The 1,556-nt window shown below is 65.0% G+C and carries 2 protein-coding genes; both read left to right on the top strand.

Going from position 1 to position 1,556, the window contains the following annotated elements; genetic code table 11:
- Positions 1-717: hypothetical protein (locus AX681_RS16490; protein ID WP_231734998.1), on the top strand; the 717-nt coding region annotated here is incomplete at its 5' end.
- An 87-nt stretch (positions 718-804) separates the two neighbouring features.
- On the top strand, positions 805-1,500 hold the full coding sequence (locus AX681_RS16485) for a glutathione S-transferase N-terminal domain-containing protein (protein ID WP_066664540.1): 696 nt from the start codon (positions 805-807) through the stop codon (positions 1,498-1,500).
- Positions 1,501-1,556 lie beyond the last annotated feature (56 nt).

Below are 1,556 nucleotides of genomic sequence, written 5' to 3'. Positions count from 1 at the left end.
GTTCAGGACGATGCGCCCCGGCTGTCCTGCCGCAGCGCCATGCTTCCCGTAAAGCGCCGGGTTTCCTATCGCCTGGTCGATGAGGGCGAGCCGCCGTTCGCACCGGCTGCGGTCTTCGCACGCATCGCCGATCCGCAGGACGCTTGGATCGATTGGCGAGCGGTGACGCGCATTGTGCGTGAAGACCGGGTCGTGCGTGTGCTTGCGCCGCTCAACGCCTACCGAGTCAATTTCACCTTCGCGAAGACCGCCGATGCCGCGCGCGCGGCCGAGCAGTTCGAGGCGCTGCGAACGGCCTGCGCCGATCCCGAAGCGCCGGTCACCGATTTGCTGCAGGCCTATCGTGTGTCGCTGAGGACGCTTCAAGAAAGTGCGACCGGGCTCCGCGTCAAGCTCCCGCGCGACACGGTTCCGGACACGGCACGGTCGAACGTTACCATTGCCTATCTCCGCGGCGGCATGTGCGAAAGCGGCAGTCTCGGCGGGTTCAGTGACGGCAAGCGTTTCACCATCGCATTTCCCGACCTACGAAACGGGTCGGTAGTTTCGCGAGAGGCGGATATCGTCCGGATCGATGCCGCAGTCGCGGGCTATGTGGTGGAGTTCGACCTGAAGACCGAACAAAGCGCCGCTACGCTGGCCGATGCGGTGGGATTCATCGCCAACTGGTGCAGGACCCAGTACGCGCCCACCAAAATCTATCCCCGCATGTGGTGAACGGTCCTCGTCACAGTCAATCGATAGCGCGCCGGGGCATGGCAACGCGATGGCGGCGCGCCTATTTCCCGGGAACAGGAGATTCCCATGACCGATCTGTCCGCCTTCCCGATCACCCGCCGCTGGCCCGCGCAGCATCCCGACCGCATTCAGCTCTATTCGCTCAACACCCCCAATGGGGTGAAGGCGGGGATCATGCTCGAGGAGACCGGCCTGCCCTATGAGGCGCATCTGATCGATATCGGCGCGGACGACCAGAAGACGCCCGAATTCCTCAGCCTCAATCCCAATGGCAAGATTCCCGCGATTCTCGACCCCGATGGCCCGAACGGCCGTCCGCTCGCGCTGTTCGAAAGCGGCGCGATCCTGCTCTACCTCGCCGACAAGACGGGCCAGTTCCTCGACCCGGCCCAGCGCTACGAAACGATCGGCTGGGTGATGTGGCAGATGGGCGGGCTCGGCCCGATGTTCGGCCAGCTCGGCTATTTCCACAAATTCGCGGGGCGCGAAATCGCGGACAAGCGCCCGCTCGACCGCTACGTCGCGGAATCGAAGCGCCTGCTCGGCGTCCTCGATGCGCAGCTTGCGGGCCGCGACTGGATCATGGGTGATTACTCCATCGCCGACATCGCCTCACTCGGCTGGGTCCGCAACCTGATCGGCTTTTACGAAGCGCGCGATCTCGTCGGGTTCGACGACTTCACCAACGTTGCTGGATGGCTAGAGCGCGGCCTTGCCCGTCCGGCAGTGCAGCGCGGGCTGATGGTCACGGCGAAGGGATAACGATCCTCCCCCGCCAGGGGGAGGTGGCGCCGAAGGCGACGGAGGGGGAGGACGGC

The organism is Sphingomonas sp. CCH9-E2 (assembly GCF_001557215.1).
Taxonomy (GTDB): Bacteria; Pseudomonadota; Alphaproteobacteria; order Sphingomonadales; family Sphingomonadaceae; genus Sphingomonas.
The sequence above is the reverse complement of the archived record's forward strand: the minus strand, read 5'-3'. Positions and strand labels throughout refer to the sequence as shown.